The organism is Lamprocystis purpurea DSM 4197, from assembly GCF_000379525.1.
Lineage (GTDB): Bacteria > Pseudomonadota > Gammaproteobacteria > Chromatiales > Chromatiaceae > Thiodictyon > Thiodictyon purpureum.
Genome location: NZ_KB902490.1, coordinates 26,367 through 45,857 on the forward strand (window position 1 = coordinate 26,367; position 19,491 = coordinate 45,857).

Sequence of the window (19,491 nt, forward strand, 5' to 3'; positions counted from 1 at the left end):
TCGGATACCTTGGTTACCGATTTGGGGTAGGCCCATGGGTGGATTGCCAGCGCAGCCACAACAGGAAGACGATCAGCACATCCAACATAATGAGCGTCTGCCAGACATACAGGTGCGCCCATTCAAAAAACGTTCTGTTCCATTGGCCGATATAGAAAAGACTGATGATGCGAAGCAGGTTCAAAGCCTGGATGGTCGCCAGGCCGACGACGATGCCGATGAGCTTTTCGCGCCAGCGAGAAGGAAAAGCGAGGATCGCCGCGACCAGAATGATACCGGCCTCCACGCCATTGCATCCGGCTTCGATCGAGACGGCGAATCCCGTGCCATGGTCCCAGATCAGTTTTCCTTGGGCCTGGACTTGATCATCAAAAAGCTGCATCAAGCCGGCGCTGATCCATGCGATGGCCGAGGTGAACGGCAGTACGAATCCCGTTTGCCCGATCGGCAGGAGTTCGATGGCAAACAGAAAGCCAACGAGCGACAGGAAGACAAGGACATAACGCACCATAGGATTTCTCTCACGGCTAGGCGGATAAGGCGATTGGCGGAAAAGAACCGCAGTGGGACTGTTTGCCCTTGATCCACCCATCAGGGAGCACGATCAAAGCCATCCGCCGAGTCCCGCTCGTCAAGCAAGCGGCCGACAATCTCCCGCAGGATCTGGATCAGCGCCGCACGGCCACCCGCCTGAAACAACGCCACCAACTCGCCTGCCGGCCGCAGTTGGAAGACCACAGCGACCAGCAGGGCGGCCTCCTTGAAGCTGACCTGACCGGAGCGCAGCGCAACGCCGAGCCGCTGGCGGGTCGCCGTGGCGAGCACGGGCAAGGCAGCCTCCAGCGTGCGGAATCCATGGGTGAACGACCGCAGCTCCATCAGATCCGCACTGTCCGGCACGCCGGCAATCGAACCCCAAGATACAGCAATCAATGACGCTGCCACGGCGGAGTCGAGCCGACGTAACGGACCCGGCAGCAGCACCGGAAGCCGCGCTTCCAGCCGCCGCCCGGCCGCGCCAAGGAAGGACGCGCCTTGGCGGCTGACGCGGCGCAGCATGACCACCGCGTGCTCGCCGCTCGCGGCATTACGGCTCAAGCCGATTTGCACCGGATGGTAGCCGCCGGCGGACCAGAAACCAATCAGGCCCGGGGTAGCCCCAAAGCTCGTACCCAAGAGATCGATCCCCTCCAGGCGCGCCGCACGATAGAGCCCGCGCAGCAGTCGGCGGCCCAGGCCGCGACGCGCCAGCGCCGGGTGCACGGCGATGCGGACCACCCGCAGGTAACGCAGCCGCGGCGCATCCAGGAGACCGGCGTGCGCGGAGAGTGTCTGCGGCAGCAGGTGACCCCGCGGTCGCCGACGGCCGTCATAAACCGCCTGAAGCAGATCCGGATCGGTCATGCCCCCTTCGGCCACCGCGATCAGGGTCCCCGCGACCAGCCCCTGATGGCGCAGCACCAGGACGCGCACTCCGGGCCCGTCGAGCAACAACCGCAGATCGAGCGGCCGGGTCTGGTAATGCGCAAGGACCAGGAGCCCGAAGACCTGCCCGAGCAGGCCGTCATCCATCGTCAGGGCGTCGCGATTCAGACGCTCGGGTTGCCAGGCGGCGGGGTCGATCGACTCCAGATCGGCGTCGCCGGCAGCGGCGGCATCCAGCAACAGGGCGCGAAACACCAGCGACTCCAAGGGGTCGTCGGCAGCCCAGCGAATCGGTTGCTCCAGGGTCAGGCCCCGCCATTGGGGAGTCAAGCGGTCCAGGGTCTCGCGAAAGCGCAGGTCGAAACCGCGGCCGGTCCCCTCATACCCGTGAACCGTGGTCGCGAAGACCACGCGTGGATACTGTTCCAGCAACGCGGTCAGCAGCGGGGCGGGGATGCCGGCAGCTTCATCCACCAGCAGGAGATCCGCGTCCGGCTGCGCCTCTCGGCAGGCATCGGGCGCCATGAAGACGATGGCCCGGTCACCCGCGCGCAGCCCACTGCCGTCCGGTCGCGACCCCGGCCAGGCCAGGGCCGCGTGGTGAAACAAGGCATCGCAAGATGCGCGGTTGGGGGCAGTCACCAGGATACGGTAGGGCCGCGCCGCGGCGGTCGCGGTCTCCGGAGCGAGCAAGCGGGCGGCAGCGAGCCCCAGGGCCGCGCTCTTCCCGCGCCCGCGGTGCGCGGTGAGGACCAGCGGTCGGCGGGGACGGCCGCGCGCGTGCCGCAGGATCACCGTGATGGCGTGCTGCTGGTCAGGGGTCGCCGCAGCGGCGGGATCGACGTCCGGCCAGGATGCACCGGTCGCCGTGCCGTTGACGAATGGCAACGGCAGGTCAGTGACTGAACCGGCAGCGCCGTCCCTCTGCGCGCGGATCACCACGCCGGACTGGCGCCGCAGTACCCGGATGAAACGGGCGATGAAGCGTCCTTGCGGCGCGTCGGCACCCACCGGCCAAGGCGCGATGCGCGCCGCCTGGGGGTCAGGCAGACATGACCAGTCGTCAAACGGCGGGGTCAGGAGCACCAAGAGACCGCCCCCGCGCAGGGTTCCGGTGACGGCACCGAACCCGTCCGGATCGAATCCGGACCAGGCGTCATACACCAGTAGCTCACACTCACTGCCCTGCAGACGCGCGCCCGCTGCCAGCGGACGCACGCCTGGGTCGAGCGGACGATCGGAGAGCCGGAACACCTGGCGGTCACCACACCCAGCCGCCGCGACCACGGAGCGCGCCGCGGCGGCCGTCCAGTCCGGATCGCCACTGAGCACCAGGGTCAACCGATGGCGCAGCGTCCGGGCCTCGACCAGCATTCGGGCAGCCAGGGAGACCACCAAAGGGTTATGACTTCACCTTCACTGAGTGTTCTGCGCGGGTATCGGGCGCCTCTCCCATGCGAGGCGTAGGCGGCATCGAGTCCGGATCGGCGTCCGGGAAGCGGCGCGGGTCGACCTCGTCCTCATCCATGAGAATGCGCCGGCCGTCGCCTTCCAAGTCGTCGAACTGACCGTTACGGGCCGCCCAGAACAGCACGGCGACCGCCACCAGCCCGAGCACGAGCATTCCGGGAATCAAACCGTAGATGACGTCCATTCGCTATCCTATTAAAACGTTAAACCGCGCCGGCTCCGGCAATCGTCGCGTCTGCCGAGGCCGATCTCATCCAATAACATCGCATACCGCGCCGGGCGCGGTTTAATTGAACATACCGCGAATCCGCGCCGAGTTGCCGATCACCGCCAGTGAGCTGATCGGCATGGAGATCGCGGCGATCAGGGGCGTGATGACAGCGGCCATCGCCAGCGGCACCATGATCAGGTTATACGCGATCGAGATGGCAATATTCTGCCGGATGGTCCGTAACGTCCGGCGGGACAACTCGGCGGCTTCGAGCACCCGCTCCAGGGCGTCGGACATGAGCACAATATCCGCGCCGGCGATCGAGACATCGGTCCCGCTGCCCATGGCGATGCCGACGTCAGCGCGCACCAGGGCCGGCGCGTCGTTGACCCCGTCGCCGACCATGGCGACCCGCTGTCCAGCGGCCTGTAAATCCGCGATCACCCGGTCCTTGTCCGCCGGCAGGACCTCGGCGATGACCTCGACATCGCCCAATGCGGCAGCGATCCGCCGGGCGACGGCCAGTCGGTCACCGGTGAGCAGGGTCACCCGAATACCCTGGGCCCGCATCCGCCCGACGACCTCGGCCGCCCCCGGCCGCAGTCGATCCTCGGTGGCCAGGACCAGGGCTCCCAGACCAGCGACCGCACAGTGAATCAAACCGGCGTCCACCGGCCAGTCAAGGTCCGCCGCGGCGCCGTCGGCCGGGGGCGCCGTCAGACCCTGACGTTCAATCCACTCGGCCGTTCCAACCGCCACCAAGGCGCCATCGACCAGGCCGCGGATCCCCTGACCGGGCACCACCTCGACCGCAGCGCAGTGTATCCCCTCCAGCCCGATGCCGGCACGCGCGCACAGATCCAGCACCGCCGCCGCCGCCGGATGCTCGGAGAGCCGCTCCAGGGCGCCGACCTGCCGCAGCAGCGACCGCTGCGCCGCGCCGAGATCCAGTCCATCCGCGTCCAGCCGCCGCCACGGGCCGGAACCAACCCGCCACCCGGTCACCTCGGGCCGCCCCAACGTCAGGGTGCCGGTCTTGTCGAAAACAAAGTGGTCGATGTCCGACAAACGCTCCAGCACGGCGCCGTTCTTGACCAGGATGCCGCGTGCGGCGCCCAGACCGGAGGCCACGGCCACCGCCATCGGGGTCGCCATGCCGAAGGCGCAGGGACAGGTGATGATCAACACCGAGGTCCCGGCCATGAGGGCGATCTCGATGCCCGCACCCAACCAGATGATGAAGGTCAGGGCGCCGAGCCCCAGGGTGAGCGCGACGAACCAGGGCACGATGCGGTCGGCCAGGCGCTGAATGGGCGCGCGGCTCGACTGGGCGTCCTCCACCAGACGGATGATGCGCCCCAAGGCGGTGTCGCGCAGCGTCGCCGTGGCGCGCACCCGCAAGACCCCGGCGCGATTGATGGTGCCGGCGGACACCGCGGCACCCGCCGCTTTGGGCACCGGCCGGGACTCCCCGGTCAGCATGGACTCGTCGACCTCGCTGGTGCCGTCCGTGACCTCCCCGTCCACCGGCACCCGCTCGCCGGGCCGCACCAGCACCAGTTCCCCGCGGACGATCGAACGCAGCGGGACCACGGATTCGCTCCCGTCGCGCAGCACGGTCGCCACCTTGGGCTGGAGGTCGAGCAGCCGCTGGGTCGAGGCCACCGCCTCGCGCTTGGACAGCCCCTCCAGAAAACGCCCGACCAGGATCACGAACAGAAAATTGACCACCGTGTCCCAGTAGACCTCGCCCGTGCGGGTGCCGCTGACCGTCACGTAAAACGAATAGCTCCAGGTGATCGTGGCCCCGACGGCGATCGGCAGGTCCATACTGAGATGCCCGGAGCGCAGTCCCTTCCAGGCGCCTTGGTAAAAGGGATAGCCCGAGTAGAGGAGCGTGGGCGTGGCAAGCAGCAGACCGATCCAGTGAAAGAGCCCGCGAAACTCCCCTTGGTCCGCGCCGCTGTAGAGCGCGATGGAGATCCACAGCAGGTTCATCATCGCGAACCCGGCCCAGGCCAAACGATAGAGCAGGTTACGCCCCGCCCGCCGCAGGGCACCCTCGGCCGACTCCGGATCGAAGGGCAGCGCGGCATAGCCGATCGCGCCCAGTCGTCCCAGAATACGCGAGAGCTGGATGCGCCCGTTGTCCCAGCGCACGCGCAGCCGCCGCCCGGTCAGATTGACCCGCGCCTCCTCCACCCCCGGCAGCGTCTTGAGCCCGTTCTCGATCAGCCAGACACAGGCGGCGCAGTGGATCCCTTCCACCAGCAGATTGATCTCCCGATCCGCGCGGGCGGTGTCGACAAACTCCTCCTGCACCGCGTCCAGATCGTAGAGCGCCAAATCCCGCGGCAACTCCGGCGGTGGACCCAGCGGCTCACCCGCGGTCGTGCGGCGATAGAAGCCTTCAAGTCCGGCAGCATGAATCGCCTCACAGACCGCCTTGCAGCCGGTGCAGCAAAACATCCGCTCATGGCCGCGGATGACGGCCTGTGCATCCGTCCCCGGATTCAGCGGTAAGCCGCAGTGGAAGCAACCGCTGGGAGACTCGCGGTCAGGCGACTGGAGCGCCATCCCGGCTGCCGTGTCCGAAGCCGGATCGGACACCGCATCACCCCCAACCGCGTGCCGAAACGATGTCGTCCTAATGTCCGGGACGATCGGGACGGGTCACGATGATCGCGTCGCCGGTGGTGAACTCATCCTCGCCCTGACGCACGGCCACCAGGCCGTCCCAGGCGCCGAACAGCGGAAACACGACCTGGGCCGCGTAGCGTCCCGGCGCCTCGGCAACCATCGGCACCGAGAAATCACGCGACTTGTCCGAGGGCCGGTAGGCGAAGAAGGTGACCTGATCGGGCGTCACCGGCTGACCGACCTTGTCCACCAAAACGACCCGGATGGTCGCGGGCTCCCCCGGCCGGAGATCGTCGGGAAGGTCCGTGTGCATGGTCCAGCCTGGATCTTTCGCCAGGCGGGAGACCAGCGTCTGTTCGTAGTGCTGCCCGCGATTGTAAAAATCGTCACTGACCAGGCCCGGATTGGTCGAGACGGCCAAATAGACCATGGTCAGATTGACCCCCAACACCACAACGATCAGGCCGATCCAGCCAAGGACCCACGGATTGCGCCAGGGTGAATTGGAACTGTTGGCCGTTACGGATGACTGCATCGACTTTAATCTCCTGACGACTGATATCGCTTTCGGACGTGATAACCGGACGTAGGGGCGGGTTTTAAACCCGCCCCTACACGAAGGTCTGTCTGGATATCAGGTGCGAACGCTTTAGCGGTGACCGGCTGGATCAGCGGTCCGGGCCGACAAAGACGCTGGTACGCTCTGACTCGACCACCAGACCGTCAGGCCGCGTCGCCTCCACCCGGAAGCGGATCGGTTCCTGCGCCTTTTTCAGATGGCGCTTCGGCACCTTGACGAAGACCATCGCGGGCGTCACCCCGCCGGCGTGAATGACCACCGGCGCCTCGGCCCCGATCAATTTCAACCCCTCCGGGCCAGAGACACTGATCCGCACCGCAAGTTCCTCCGGCATCTTATTTAACATCTTGAGTGTGTATTTGTTCTGGATCGAGCCGTCACTCAAGGTCACGAATAGCGGGGCACGCTCATGCAGCACCTTCAGGTCGATCGCATCCAGCGAGGACATGCCGTAGAAGATGCCGGACAGGGCGACGACCAGGATGGTCGCATAGACCCAGACGCGCGGGCGCTTCAGCAATGCCTTGGGAGCCTGTCCGGCGAATTCGTCCAGCGAGGCGTACCGGATGAGACCGCGCGGCCGGCCCACTTTCTCCATCACCTCGTCGCAGGCGTCGATGCACAGGGCGCAGGTGATGCATCCCTCCTGCTGCCCCTGACGGATATCGATGCCGGTGGGGCAAACCGCGACACACTGTTTGCAGTCGACACAGTCGCCGTTGGTGCGCGAGGCCTCCGTTTCGCCCTTCTTGACCCTGCCGCGCGGTTCACCGCGGCGCTCGTCATAGGTGGGGACGATGGTCGTCTTGTCGAGCATGACCCCTTGAATGCGGGCGTAAGGACAGAGCCAGAAACAGGTCTGTTCGCGCAGGTAGCCGGCCAGAATGTAGGTACCGACAGTGAACAGCGTGACTGAGATATAGACCGCGCTGTTCGCCTGCCCGAGGAAAAACGCGCCCCACAGCGCAGGGGCATCACTGAACCAGGCCACAAAGCTGAAGCCGGTGAAAAAGCCGATCAGGATCCACAACAGATGCTTGGTCAGCTTGATGCGCACCTTCGCGCGACTTAAAGGCGCCTGATCGAGCTTGCGCCGCTGGGGCGGCGTTCCCTCCAGCCACTCCTCGATCCAGGTGAAGATGTCGGTCCACACTGTCTGAAAGCAGAAGAAGCCGCACCAGACACGCCCGACCAGAGCCGTCACCACCGCCAGCAAGATCGCGAAGAACAGCAGCAGGAGCGACAGCATCCAGAAATCCTGGGGCAGGATGGTCACCCCGAAGAGGTGATACTGGCGGTTGGGGATATCGAACAAAACCGCCTGGCGGCCGTCCCAACGCAAATAGGGACCCAGGAAGAAGATCAGCCAGACGCTAGCCGTCATCCACTTGATGGTGCGCCAGCGTCCACGGATGCGCTTGGCATGGATGGTCTCGCCGCCGGTATTGACGTGCCAGTGCTCGGCCTCGTCGTAAAGCGCGTCGACAGCGGCCTGATGCTGACGTGTGTCACTCATACTCACGGAACAACTCCTGAACCCGACCGATGCCGAATACGTGCCGGGTCTCTCCACGGCGGGGACGAACAACTGAACTTCCGCGGGCGGGGGCGGATCATCGTAGCGTCCCGGCAACCTTCAGCCTATGTCTATTCGCAATGATATACCCTTGATCCGGAGAAGACCCCAGACAGAAAAAGGGGAACATCGGCCCCCCTTGGGATCGGGTATCGCGCCGCAGCGGCGCTAGGGCTTCTGTTGCTTATGGGCCTCGGCGTCATGCTTGATGAGTGCCGCGACCTTAAAGGCCAGAAAGGTGATGATGACGACGGCCATGACGACCATCAGGATGGACAGCCAGGCGACCGGATCCCAATTCATCAGGTTGGTAACAACATTCATGACAGCTCCCCTCTTCGCGCCGCAGTGCCGGCGGACGGCGCAACTGCCGCCCGCCGGAGTCGTTTGCGTCCCTCGCGCGGCCTATTGGCCGCCGCCGAACTCGTGGACATAGACGACGAGCTTCTTGATTTCCTCAGGCCCCAACTTCGCCACTCCACCACGCGTCGGGTCCGGCCCCCAGACCGGCATCACGGCATCGCGCGTACCCGGAACATTGGTCTGATTGACCCCGTAGAGAATGGTGTGTTTGGCACTCTCGAAACCGCCCGGCTCGAAGCGCCAAATCCCGTCCGCGAGATTGGCTGCACCAACCGAAACAAAGTCACCGTTCGGCAGGTCGACCACGTGTCCGTTCGCTTTCTCGCCATGGCAGGCGGTGCAGCCCTTGCTCTTGAACAATGCCCAACCCTCCGGACTCCCACCGGCTCCGGCCGTATCGTTCATCTGCACGGCCCAGTTCGCCAGCGTGTCCACCTCGACGGGGGAGAGGACCTTCTCGTGTGCCGTCATCACTCCCTTACGCCCGGCCGCGATGGATTCCTGGATCTTGCCCGTGGTGCCGCCGTACAGCCAGTCGTCATCCGCCAGGACCGGGTAGCCTGGATTACCCGCCCCGCCGCTGCCATGACAGGCACGGCAGTTATCGCCGAACAGCACCTTGGCGGAAGCCAGGGTGTACTCCTTGAGCCCGGGGTCAGCGATGATCTGGTCGGCCGTCATGCCTGCCAGCTTTTCTTCGAACTGGGCGCGCTTGGCGGTGATCTGCTCCACCCCCTCCGCGTACTCCTTCATCTGGCTCCAGCCGAGCACGCCCTGGGTTGGCTCCTGGCCGATCGGCCACATCGGATAGAGAATCGCATAGCCGACCCAGAAGGCGACGGAGGCCCAGAACGCCAGCATCCACCACCGCGGCGGCGGATTCTTCAACTCCCGCAGGTTGTCGTCCCAGACGTGCCCCGTGTTGTTCTCGCCGGGGAAAGGGTTATTTTCCGCCATCTTTGTCTCCGCTGAACGCGTTGTCCTCTTCGAACGGGATGTATTTGCGCGCTTCGAGCCGCTCCCGGTTCTTGGGACGGAATACCTGGAAGTAGGCCACCACCATGAGCAGGAAGATGACGACGGTCAGGATCGTGCCGATCCAGTCGTTGGTCGTCATCGCCTGCCAGTCGGTATGAAAATACTCGCTGATGCTATTCACGGTAGGCCTTCGCCTCGTCCAGCTTGGCCATGGTGCCCAACACCTGGAGATAGGTGACCAACGCATCCATCTCAGTCTTCCCTTTGACCACCTCCGGCGCCTGCTCGATGTCGGCTTCCGCATAGGGAACGCCGATGAGTCGCAGGCCGCTCATATGCCTGCGCATCCGCTTGCCGTTGACATAGGTTTCATCCAGCCAGGGATAGGCAGGCATCACGGACTCCGGCACCAGGTTCTGCGGCCGGCGCAAATGCTGGCGGTGCCAGTCGTCCGAGTACTTCCCGCCCACCCGCGCGATATCCGGGCCGGTGCGCTTGGAACCCCATTGCATCGGGTGATCGAACATCGACTCGGAGGCCAGCGAGTAATGACCGTAACGCTCTTTCTCATCACGGAACGGTCGCACCATCTGCGAATGACAGAGGTAACAGCCCTCGCGCTGATAGATGTCGCGGCCGGCCAACTCCAGTGCGGTGTAGGGACGGACACCATCACCCGGTTGCCAGTTCCACACCTGCTTACCCGCCTCATCCACGGCCACGATCGGCTCGACCCCCGCCTTGTCCCAGACGATCTCCGGGAACTTATTATGCTCCATGGTGTTTTTCATGAAGAACAGCGGCACGATCTCGACCAGACCACCGACGGCCAGGGCCATCCCGAGAAAGAACAGGAGACCCCAGATGTTGATCTCCATCCATTCCTGAAAGCTCTTCGCTTTGACTTTGCGATCAGCCATATCTCTAAAACTCCAGTAGGTTGATCAGGCCGGGACCGGAACGGTGCGCGCCCGCACCAGACTGCCGTCAACGGCCGACTTGCGCACGGTCATCAACACGTTGAACAACATCACGATCGCACCGGTCAGGAAAATGGCGCCGCCGATTGCCCGCATCGCGTAGTAGGGGTGCATGGCATCCACCGATTCGACGAAGGTGTAGGCCAGCGTGCCGTACTCGTCATAGGCGCGCCACATCAGCCCCTGCATGATGCCGGACACCCACATGGCGACGATATAGACCACGGTGCCGATGGTCGCGGTCCAGAAATGGAAGTTGACCAACCGCTCGGAGAACATCTCGGTGTGGAACAGGCGCGGCATCAGGTGGTAGATGGCGCCGATGGAGATACCGGCCACCCAGCCGAGCGCGCCGGAGTGAACGTGGCCGATGGTCCAATCGGTGTAATGCGACAGTGCGTTGACCGTCTTGAGTGCCATGACCGGGCCTTCGAACGTGGACATGGCATAGAAGGCCAGGGCCATGATCAGGAAGCGCAGGACATAGTCGGTGCGCAGCCTGTCCCAGGCGCCGGACAGGGTCATCATCCCGTTCACCGCACCACCCCAGGAGGGGATGATCATGGCGATCGAGACCGCCGCTCCGAGTGAACCGGTCCAGTCAGGCAGGGCGGTGTACTGGAGGTGATGGGCGCCCAGCCAGACATAGCCGAACATCAAGGCCCAGAAATGGATGACCGAGAGTCGGTAAGAGTAGATCGGGCGGCCGGCCTGCTTCGGCACGAAGTAATACATGATGCCGAGGAAGCCGGCCGTCAGGTAAAAGCCGACGGCGTTATGACCCCACCACCACTGGATCATGGCGTCCTGAACACCGGAGAACAGCGAATAGGATTTGAACAACCCGACCGGGATGGCCAGACTGTTGACCACGTGCAGATAGACGATCATCACCATCATGCCGAGGAAGAACCAGTTCGACACATAAATGTGCGAGGTCTTGCGTACCGCGATGGTCATGATGAAATTGAAAGTGAACGAGAGCCAGACGACGGCGATCAGGATATCGATCGGCCATTCGAGTTCGGCGTACTCCTTGGACTCGGTGAGACCCAGCGGGAGGGTGATGACCGCGAGCAGGATCACGGTGTTCCATCCCCAGAAGACGAACCAGGCGAGCTTGTCGCTCCACAGGCGCACACCGCACGTGCGCTGCACGGTGTAAAAAGCGGTCGCCATCAACGTACAGCCGCCGAAGGCGAAGATGACCGCGTTGGTATGGACCGGACGCAACCGTCCGAACGAGATGTAGGGACTGTCGAAATTGAGGAACGGCCACGCCAGCTCCGAGGCGATATAGACACCGACCGAGGCACCGACCACCAGGTAGACGGCTGCCATGATGGTGAACCAGCGTACAACATCGAAGTTGTACTTCTGCTCCAATCCGGATTCCATAAACCCTCCAGGGATTCTTTAAGAAAAGCGAAGAAGGACACCAGGCCATCCAGCCTAACTTCTGTGCGCCTCAATCCCCAGGCGTAACCTCGGCAATCAGACTGGATTAGACCCGGAAAGTCAACCACGACACGACAAACGGCACAGTCGACCGCGTGATTTGCCGCAATGTTCGTTGACCTGGATCCAGCGTTGCGAACACCCGATGGCTACTCGACCCTACTTGAAGAACGCGTCGATCGAGAACCCCTCCTTCTCGAGGATGTCGCGCAGACGCCGCAGCGCGTCCATCTGGATCTGGCGCACCCGTTCACGCGTCACGCCCAGTTCCTGGGCGACCCGTTCCAAGGTCGCGTTCTCGTAGCCGTGCAGCCCGAAACGCCGCTCGACCACCTCGCGCTGCTTCTCGTTGAGCTTGCCCAGCCAATGCTCCAGATTGGACTGGATGTCCTCGTCCTGGATACGGTCGGTCGGGTCGTCCGCGGACTCGTCCTCAAGCATGTCCACCAGCGGTTTGTCCACGTCCTTGCTGAACGGGGTATCGACCGAGGTAATCCGCTCGTTGAGACCGAGCATGCGCTTGACCTCGTGGATCGGCCGATCCAGCAACACGGCGATATCCTCGGTCGTGGGTTCATGGTCAAGCTGCTGCGCGAGTTTGCGCGCGGCCTTGAGATAGATGTTGATCTCCTTGACCACATGGATCGGCAGACGCACGGTGCGCGTCTGATTCATGATCGCGCGCTCGATGGTCTGACGGATCCACCAAGTGGCGTAGGTTGAGAAGCGAAACCCGCGTTCCGGATCGAATTTTTCCACCGCGCGGATGAGGCCGAGGTTGCCCTCCTCGATCAAGTCCAGCAACGGCAGCCCGCGGTTAAGGTAACGGCGTGCGATCTTCACGACGAGGCGCAGGTTGCTCACGATCATGCGCTGGCGTGAGGCGTTGTCGCCGCGCTGGGCCAGGCGCGCGAAATAAACCTCTTCCTCGGCGGTCAGCAGGCGCGACTCGCCGATCTCGTTTAGGTAGATCCGGGTTGCGTCAAAGTCGCCATCGCCGGACGGAAAGCGCTCACTGACCGGCCCGGTCCCTTCCTCGTCGACCGGGTCTTCGACCGGCTCGACCGGCTCGGCGTCGTCGATGATCTCGCTGATCTCATCCGGGTCCTCATCAAGCAGAATCAGGGACTCGCTGTCCGGGTCGATATCGGAATCGAGAATCTCGGGTTCAATGATCTCGAGGTCGACCGGCTCGGCCGCCACGATCTCGGTGTCCTCGCTGATTACCATCCACATCTCCCTCCGTCCGCTCAGACGGTGTTACTCGCGCGGGGGCAGGTATAGAATCGGATTGACCGAGGCACCGTCACGACGTACCTCAAAGTGAAGCAGGTAGGCCCCTTCCGGTCCCTCGCCACACTCCGACACCGCCTGGCCGCGCTTGACGCTGTCCCCTTCCTTGACGAACAGCCGACGGTTGAAGCCGTACGCGCTGAGATAGTTCTTGTTGTGTTTGACGATGATAAGGTTGCCATAACCCTTGAGTCCACTACCGCCGTAGACGACTTGGCCGGCAGCCGCCGCCCGCACTTCCTCGCCTGGCCGACAGCCAATGCGCAACCCCTGGCGAGCGGGGTCGCCGGCACGAAAGCCCTGTAAGATCGCCCCTGACAACGGCCAGGCCCAGGCGACACCAGAACCTTTGGTGCGGCTCCCCGGGGTCGGCGCGGCAGCGGCGGTCTGACCCGACGAAGTTTGGGACTTTGGCTGAGTCACCTTTGACAAATCGCGCGCCCTGCCGACCCGCGCCTTCCCCGCCGAGCGGCCCGGCGCCACCACCCGCAGCAACTTGCCGGCGTAAACGGTGTAGGGGGGCTTGAGGGCGTTCCAGCGAATCAGGTTCTTCGTGCTGACGCGGCGCCTGGCGGCGATCTCACTGAGACTATCGCCCTTGCGCACCAGATAATACCCTTTGGGAACCGGACCCTTTCCCGACCACCCCCCGACCGGCGCTGGACCAGTGGAACCACACCCGGCCAACACCAGAGTCACCAGCCCCAGAATGAGTCCCAGCAGTAACCCCGACCGACGCTTTGCACCGCCATCGCTGGACGATCCCCAACCTTGCGGCCGGCAGCCCTTGCAGCAGACGTCGAAGCCGAGTTCGTCCACCATGGCGCGCCCCAGCGTTCGACCTGGTGGTCGGACCTTAGTCCGAACTACAGGCGGCAAGCGGACTGGACGCGCGACCCACGCCGGGGGACTCACGACGAAACAACCCGCGGGAAACGCTCATGCAACCCCTCCCAGTAAAGGCACAAAGCTAACCGGCTCAAGAATTTGCTGTGCAAACCCACCCGGTACCCGGGTCACCCGCACCAGCGCTTGGCGGTCACCTTCGCCCATCGGCAACACCAGGCAACCCGTGGGCGCCAATTGGTCGGCCAGGGCGCGCGGCACCGCCCGCGGCGCGGCGGTCACCAGGATCCCGTCATAGGGCGCATACTCGGGCCAACCCAGAAAACCATCGCCATGCCGGAAACGCACATTGCGCACCTGCAGCAGGCGCAGGCATGCTTGGGCGCGGATTTGCAGTGACTGAATGCGCTCGATGCTATACACCCGCCGCACCAGGGCGGCAAGGACCGCGGTCTGGAAACCCGACCCGGTTCCGACTTCCAGCACCGTGTGCATCGGTCCGGCCGCCAACAGCGCCTGGGTCATGCGCGCGACCATATAGGGCTGCGAGATCGTCTGACCGTGGCCGATGGGCAGGGGTGAATCCTCGTAGGCGCGGCTCGCCAGAGCCTCATCGACAAACAAGTGCCGCGGCAAGTCGCGCATCACCCGCAACACCTCCGGGTCGCTGATTCCGGCCTCGCCCAGTCGCGTGATCAACCGCTCACGGGTGCGCAGAGAGGTCATCCCGATCCCGATATGGCTCAGGTTCGACATCAACGGCAGACACGCAGCCACTGCCCGAGCGACTCCAGGGCGGCGTGGCGGGTCAAGTCCACCTGCAGCGGGGTGATGGACACAAAACCGGCCCGTACCGCGTGAAAGTCGGTCCCCGGCCCCGCATCCGCCTCAGGCCCTGCCGGACCGACCCAGTAGATGGCCCGGCCGCGTGGGTCCTTGGCCGCCACCACCGCTTCAGCCTTGTGGCGGTGACCCAACCGGGTCGCCAAGAACCCCTGCAGTTCCTCGTAGGGTCGATCCGGGACGTTGACGTTGAGGATCAAATTGGAATCCAGGGGGTCGGAACGCAGCCGCTCCACCAGCAGGCACGCCACCCGCACCGCGGTCTGCAGATGCCGGGGTTCGCGTGAGTCCATCGACACGGCGATGGCCGGCAGCCCGAGGAAGCGCCCCTCGGTCGCCGCGGCGACGGTTCCCGAGTACAGCACGTCGTCGCCCAGATTCGCTCCGTGGTTGATCCCGGCGACCACGATGTCCGGTTCGCCGTCAAGCAAGCCGGTGATCGCCAGATGGACACAATCGGTCGGGGTACCGTCCACGCGGATAAAGCCGTTACTCATCGTGCTGGCACGCAACGGCACATCCAGGGTCAGTGAATTACTGGCACCGCTGCGGTCGCGTTCCGGGGCCACCACCACCACTTCACCAAGACGGGCGAGCCCGGCGGCCAACGCGAGCAAACCCGGAGACTGGTAACCGTCGTCATTGCTGACCAGGATCTTCATCGGACTGCTGCCCGTGTGGGAGAGAAAAAAGCGGACCAACCCGACGATGATACTGGAAAGGACCGTCGCGGGCATCGTCGCACCCCCGCGCCGGGCCGTGCCGGGGTCGCCGCCAGCGACCAGAAGCGCTTGATTGTTTGGCCGACGCTGCTCTATGTCTTTCTATATCATCGGAAATCATTTATATCTGCAGTTGCCGCCCACCACTGCCCAGTATACTCCCGACCTGACCCGCGCCGAAACGAGACCGACGATGAAGAAGCAAGTCCCCCCGGCTGACCTGGCGCTGTTTCATGAGCAGGTTCAGGACGCGCAACCGCTGCGCGAGGCAGGCATCGAGCCCTATCGGCGGCGCCCCCCGCCTATCCCCCGACCGCGCCCGCTGGAACTGCCCGAGGACGCGGGTGTCACCCTGTCCGAATCCGAGGTCGAAACCCACGAGTGCCTGTCCTTCGCGCGCCCTGGGGTCCAGCAGCGTGTGCTGGCCGACCTGCGCCGGGGTGCCATCGAGGTCGGCCTGGAAGTCGATCTGCACGGACTCACGGTCGAGATAGCGCGGCGTGTCCTGGCCGAATTCCTGATCGAGTGTGGACATCGCCGGGTGCGTTGCGCCCGCATCATCCATGGCAAAGGCATCCGCTCCTCCAGTGCTCAACCGGTGCTCAAGCAGAAGGTCAACTACTGGCTGCGCCTCCACGAGGAAGTGCTCGCCTTCTGCTCCGCGACACGCGGTGACGGCGGCACCGGCGCCGTCTACTGCCTGTTGCGCAACCCCAACAAGGCCAAACGGCAGGCGGGGAAAACCGCTCCGGCGGGGCGCCCGTGACGACCAGTGACCTGAGACCCAGCCGCCGGAGTCAGCTGTTGACATTTTCACCGGCGGGTTCATCATTTCCGGTAGGGTTAAATTCTCCAACGTCCGCTCCACCGCCAACACTGAGGTGTACTATGCGTTACGTCCCCATCGTATTGATCGGTCTGCTCGTTGCCGGCCCGGCCCAGGCGCTGCGCTGCGGCAACGCGATCGTGTCCGAGGGTGATGACACCTCTAAGGTGATCCAGCGCTGCGGGCGGCCGACGAGTGTCGAGCGGATTGACGCCCCAGTCGTCAATCAGCCAATCTACAATGCCTTGGGAAACCGGATCGGCTACCAGCCGGTGCCGGCCGGTGAAAGCTATGAGATCTGGACCTATAACTTCGGTCCCCAGCGTTTCGTCGCCAGGATCACCATCAAGAACGCCAAGATCTTCAAGATCAATGAGGCCGGTTACGGTTACTGATTTCGACGTGCGCTGACCCGCGGCGGACGTTCGCGGACCGGCGCGCACATCACTGCATGAGATCCACCGTGATTCCGCGGGCCGCCAGCGCCTCGCGACGCGCGGCGAGGTAGCGCTGAAAGCTCGGCTGAGCGATGTAGGCGCCGGTCGCCACGTAGTCCAGGGCGCCGTGAACGTGGAATGATTTGAGGTAACCCTCGACACGAAAGACCTCGCGACCCGCGGCATCGAAAAAAACCAGGGTCGGGGTGTATTTGATGCCCAATTCTACGGCCCAGTCATGTGCCGTCAGGTCACGTCCGTCCGGGGTCTGTACCGGTGCTTTCGAGTAGGCATTGAGGATTGCGCCATCGAAGCCGCTCAACGAATAGGCGACTGCCTCCTTGCGCAAGATGATCCCATGCAACTCATCACACGCCTTGCAGACCGGCTGCTCGAACATCACGACCAGCGGGCGGGAGGAGATATCCCGATTGTGCGCCAAGCGCAGCGGATGCGGCAGGAATCCGCCCTCGTCATGCACCTGACCCGTCGCCGCCGTTGCCAACCGCGCGGCGAGAAAGTCCGCGAAACCCTCCCCCATCTGTTCGCGCCGCTCCGCCGCATAGGCCAATGCCGCCGCGAACTGGTCCGGCGGATAATAGCCGTTGACGCGCAAGATCACCTGGCCGCCCTCGTCCAAAAACAAAAGAGTCGGAGTAAACTGGACCTTGAGACCGACACCGAACTGCTTCTCCGTCGTCGGTTCCCCCGAAAAACCGGTCACCTCCCGATCACCCCACAGATTGATCGCAACCAGATCGAAGCGCTGACGCGCCAGCGCCTCCGTGGTCCTGTCGCCGAATCCCTCGCGGAGCAACTTGGCGCAGTAGGGACAGCCGTCCTGATAGAAATAGAGGATGACACGCTTGCCGGCCGCGGCGGCCTCGGCCACGTCCTCGCGAATGTCGAGAAATGAATTCTTGAACCAGTCGGGCCGATCCTGCTCGTTCGGGGTCGCGGGCGCCGGATCGACGGACCCGGATCGCGCGGGGGCCGCCGCGGCGGATGGAACCAGCGTCAAAGGCTGGCAGAGGAGCAGCGTCACCAGGACGATAATGAACCGGAACATGACAATCTCCAGCGGACAAGCCTGAATTGCGGAAGGATACCGCAGAGTTAAACCGACATCGCTCAGACACAGAAAAGTCACTTTCATCTGGTACCCTTAGGCCATCGTTGCAGCGCGTCGCAATCCATCCCAAGCGTTGCAAAGTCGATCACAACATCGTAGTCGACGATGACCAATTCCTCTACTCCAATAGAAGGTAACCGATGAAAAAACCACTGCTCGGAGTTGCTGTTCGTCAGGTACTCGCCGCCGCCCTCATTACTTCGTGCTCGCTCAGCGCACTCGCCGATTCGGGTCCACGAGAAGCGAAGCACATCATTCTGCTCATTGGCGACGGCATGAACATCGAACATGAAATCGCCGCCAGCCGTTATCTGTTCGGCAATGATTTCGACCTGTCGTTCCACACTCTGCCCTACCAGGGAAACCAGTCCACCTGGGACGTCAGTACTTACAAATACTGGTCCGACGGGATCTACGACCCACAAGCCATTCGGCCCACCCTCGGATATGATCCAGCGCAGGGCGGCGCCGCCCCCTATCCCCTGAGTCCCGAAGGTCCCGGCGCCGAGGGCTACCTCAAAGCCAAGGCAACCGACTCGGCCTCGGCGGCAACCGCCTGGGCCTCCGGCTACAAAACCGATGACGGCAATCTCAGTTGGCTGCCGGGAGACCCTGACACCGGCGGCAACCGCACCGGCGACGGCTCGCTCAAGACCATTGCCGAACACCTGCGCGAACTCAAAGATTATGCCATCGGCGTCGTCAGCACAGTGCCGTTCACCCATGCCACTCCGGCCGCCTTCGTCAGCCACAACAAGAGCCGCAACAATTACGGCGATATTGGACACGAGATCATCGCGACGCTCAAGCCCGAGGTGGTCATCGGCGGCGGTCATCCTGGTTACGACGGCTCGCCGACCAATAACTACATCGCGGCAGAAGATTACGACAACCTGAAGAACGGCGTCTACGGTGCCGAGTACGTGTTCGTTGAGCGCTTTCCTGGGGTTGACGGCGGCTTGAGCCTGCTCACGGGAGCCCAGCAAGCCGTTGCTGAAGGCAAGAAACTGTTCGGACTCTTCGGTAAGGAAGGGGACGGCAACTTCGAGTCGCTGAAGCCCAACGACCTGCCCGCCACGCCCACGGTGACTCAGGCGACCCGGGAGAACCCCACCTATACGGAAGCCACACTGGCGGCACTGAAAGTGCTGAGCCAGGATCCGGATGGCTTCTTCCTGATGGCGGAACAAGGCGATATCGACTGGGCTAACCACGCCAATGACTTTCAGCGGATGGTCGGTACGATCAAGGATCTGCACGATGGTGTCCAGGCCGTCATCGACTTCGTCAACCAGCCGAACGACGCGATCGATTGGCGCAATACGCTGCTGATCGTGACCTCCGACCATAGCAACAATTACATGCGTAACCGCACCGTGCTGGGCGCCGGTGACCTGCCGGAGCAAACGCCGAACTGCACTGGCTCGCAGTGTTATCCGGGAGGGGAAGTCACTTTCGGCACCACCAGCCATACCAACGAGCTGACCCGTATTTACGCCATGGGCGCCGGCTCGCGGCGCTTTGAGTCGGCTGAACTCGAGTGGTACCCCAGAGTCCGTATCCTGGACAACACCCAAGTCTTCCAGGTGATGATGGCGGCCGCCGGCGTACCCCAGGTCTCGCCGCTGCGGATCCGCAAATAATCGCCTGATGTCCGGGGCGGGACGCCGCCGCCCCGGATTCTCAAGCTGGTTGCCGATCGCTAATTGCG

19 protein-coding genes are annotated in these 19,491 nt (G+C 63.7%); 3 read left to right on the forward strand and 16 right to left on the reverse strand.

The window, feature by feature from the left end; translation table 11 throughout:
* Window positions 1-13: 13 nt before the first annotated feature.
* The 15 genes from xrtH to surE all read right to left on the reverse strand — a co-directional run bounded on the left by xrtH (window position 14) and on the right by surE (window position 15,325).
* The gene (gene xrtH, locus A39O_RS0111435; RefSeq protein ID WP_020504791.1) at window positions 14-511 is read right to left on the reverse strand and encodes an exosortase H; all 498 of its coding nucleotides are present in this window, start codon (window positions 509-511) and stop codon (window positions 14-16) included.
* Window positions 512-591: 80 nt separating this feature from the next.
* Window positions 592-2,799 (reverse strand): GNAT family N-acetyltransferase, encoded by a 2,208-nt coding sequence (locus A39O_RS0111440; protein WP_020504792.1) that lies wholly within the window; start codon window positions 2,797-2,799, stop codon window positions 592-594.
* 28 nt (window positions 2,800-2,827) lie between these two features.
* Window positions 2,828-3,079, reverse strand: a complete 252-nt coding sequence (gene ccoS / locus A39O_RS33135; RefSeq protein WP_020504793.1) for a cbb3-type cytochrome oxidase assembly protein CcoS — start codon at window positions 3,077-3,079, stop codon at window positions 2,828-2,830.
* Between the two features lie 102 nt (window positions 3,080-3,181).
* Window positions 3,182-5,683 carry a heavy metal translocating P-type ATPase gene (locus A39O_RS0111450; protein WP_020504794.1) on the reverse strand — a complete coding sequence of 834 codons (2,502 nt, stop codon included), beginning with the start codon at window positions 5,681-5,683 and terminating at the stop codon, window positions 3,182-3,184.
* Between the two features lie 70 nt (window positions 5,684-5,753).
* Entirely contained in the window at window positions 5,754-6,281 is a 528-nt protein-coding gene (locus tag A39O_RS0111455) for a FixH family protein (protein WP_020504795.1), read from the reverse strand.
* A gap of 133 nt (window positions 6,282-6,414) precedes the next feature.
* Window positions 6,415-7,842 (reverse strand): cytochrome c oxidase accessory protein CcoG, encoded by a 1,428-nt coding sequence (gene ccoG / locus A39O_RS0111460; protein WP_020504796.1) that lies wholly within the window; start codon window positions 7,840-7,842, stop codon window positions 6,415-6,417.
* 228 nt (window positions 7,843-8,070) lie between these two features.
* Window positions 8,071-8,226, reverse strand: a complete 156-nt coding sequence (locus tag A39O_RS40690; RefSeq protein WP_157640001.1) for a hypothetical protein — start codon at window positions 8,224-8,226, stop codon at window positions 8,071-8,073.
* A gap of 81 nt (window positions 8,227-8,307) precedes the next feature.
* A complete protein-coding gene (ccoP, locus tag A39O_RS0111470; RefSeq protein WP_020504798.1) occupies window positions 8,308-9,222 on the reverse strand; it encodes a cytochrome-c oxidase, cbb3-type subunit III in 915 nt (304 codons plus the stop codon).
* Entirely contained in the window at window positions 9,209-9,424 is a 216-nt protein-coding gene (locus tag A39O_RS0111475; protein WP_020504799.1) for a cbb3-type cytochrome c oxidase subunit 3, read from the reverse strand. Before A39O_RS0111475 ends, ccoP begins: the two co-directional genes overlap by 14 nt.
* Window positions 9,417-10,163, reverse strand: coding sequence for a cytochrome-c oxidase, cbb3-type subunit II (ccoO, locus tag A39O_RS0111480; protein ID WP_020504800.1), 747 nt, complete (start codon window positions 10,161-10,163; stop codon window positions 9,417-9,419). The genes A39O_RS0111475 and ccoO overlap by 8 nt, the downstream gene beginning before the upstream one ends.
* Window positions 10,164-10,187: 24 nt before the next feature.
* Entirely contained in the window at window positions 10,188-11,621 is a 1,434-nt protein-coding gene (gene ccoN / locus A39O_RS0111485; protein ID WP_020504801.1) for a cytochrome-c oxidase, cbb3-type subunit I, read from the reverse strand.
* Window positions 11,622-11,840: 219 nt separating this feature from the next.
* Window positions 11,841-12,917 (reverse strand): RNA polymerase sigma factor RpoS, encoded by a 1,077-nt coding sequence (gene rpoS / locus A39O_RS0111490; RefSeq protein ID WP_020504802.1) that lies wholly within the window; start codon window positions 12,915-12,917, stop codon window positions 11,841-11,843.
* 24 nt (window positions 12,918-12,941) lie between these two features.
* A complete protein-coding gene (locus A39O_RS0111495; RefSeq protein WP_020504803.1) occupies window positions 12,942-13,796 on the reverse strand; it encodes a peptidoglycan DD-metalloendopeptidase family protein in 855 nt (284 codons plus the stop codon).
* Window positions 13,797-13,913: 117 nt separating this feature from the next.
* Window positions 13,914-14,576 (reverse strand): protein-L-isoaspartate(D-aspartate) O-methyltransferase, encoded by a 663-nt coding sequence (locus A39O_RS0111500; RefSeq protein ID WP_020504804.1) that lies wholly within the window; start codon window positions 14,574-14,576, stop codon window positions 13,914-13,916.
* Window positions 14,576-15,325 carry a 5'/3'-nucleotidase SurE gene (gene surE, locus A39O_RS0111505; protein WP_026199331.1) on the reverse strand — a complete coding sequence of 250 codons (750 nt, stop codon included), beginning with the start codon at window positions 15,323-15,325 and terminating at the stop codon, window positions 14,576-14,578. The genes A39O_RS0111500 and surE overlap by 1 nt, the downstream gene beginning before the upstream one ends.
* Before the next feature lie 253 nt (window positions 15,326-15,578).
* Between surE and A39O_RS0111510 the strand changes: the two genes are divergently transcribed.
* Window positions 15,579-16,151 (forward strand): Smr/MutS family protein, encoded by a 573-nt coding sequence (locus A39O_RS0111510; protein ID WP_026199332.1) that lies wholly within the window; start codon window positions 15,579-15,581, stop codon window positions 16,149-16,151.
* 122 nt (window positions 16,152-16,273) lie between these two features.
* Window positions 16,274-16,606: a DUF2845 domain-containing protein gene (locus A39O_RS0111515; RefSeq protein ID WP_020504807.1), complete on the forward strand. Its 333-nt coding sequence runs from the start codon at window positions 16,274-16,276 to the stop codon at window positions 16,604-16,606.
* Window positions 16,607-16,655: 49 nt separating this feature from the next.
* Here A39O_RS0111515 and A39O_RS0111520 read toward each other — a convergent pair whose 3' ends face one another.
* On the reverse strand, window positions 16,656-17,717 hold the full coding sequence (locus A39O_RS0111520; protein ID WP_026199333.1) for a thioredoxin family protein: 1,062 nt from the start codon (window positions 17,715-17,717) through the stop codon (window positions 16,656-16,658).
* A 203-nt stretch (window positions 17,718-17,920) separates the two neighbouring features.
* Between A39O_RS0111520 and A39O_RS0111525 the strand changes: the two genes are divergently transcribed.
* A complete protein-coding gene (locus tag A39O_RS0111525) occupies window positions 17,921-19,423 on the forward strand; it encodes an alkaline phosphatase (RefSeq protein WP_083924639.1) in 1,503 nt (500 codons plus the stop codon).
* The last annotated feature ends 68 nt before the right edge of the window (window positions 19,424-19,491 follow it).